Raw genomic sequence first — 252 nt, forward strand, 5'->3', positions numbered from 1 at the left:
CCGTGTTCGTCGACCAGCAGCAGGGCGCTCGGCGAGGCATCGAGCACGGCGCGCAGCTGTTCCTCCTCGCTGCGCTGGCGGCTGACGTCCTGGGTCAGCCCGCGCACCTGCACCGGCGCGCCATCGGCATCGTGCTCGGCGCTGCCGCGAAGGCAGATCCAGCGGCGGGTGCCGTGGCGATCATCCACCGGGTACTCGAACTCATAGCTGGGTTGGCGGATCGCCGAGTCGAAACGGTCACGCACCTGCGCT

At 70.2% G+C, this 252-nt stretch carries 1 pseudogene; it reads right to left on the reverse strand.

The window, feature by feature from the left end:
* A pseudogene (locus SB822_RS59155) lies at positions 1–252 on the reverse strand (hypothetical protein); the annotation flags it as partial.

Source organism: Paraburkholderia sp. SIMBA_054, assembly GCF_046534875.1.
Classification (GTDB): Bacteria; Pseudomonadota; Gammaproteobacteria; order Burkholderiales; family Burkholderiaceae; genus Paraburkholderia; species Paraburkholderia hospita.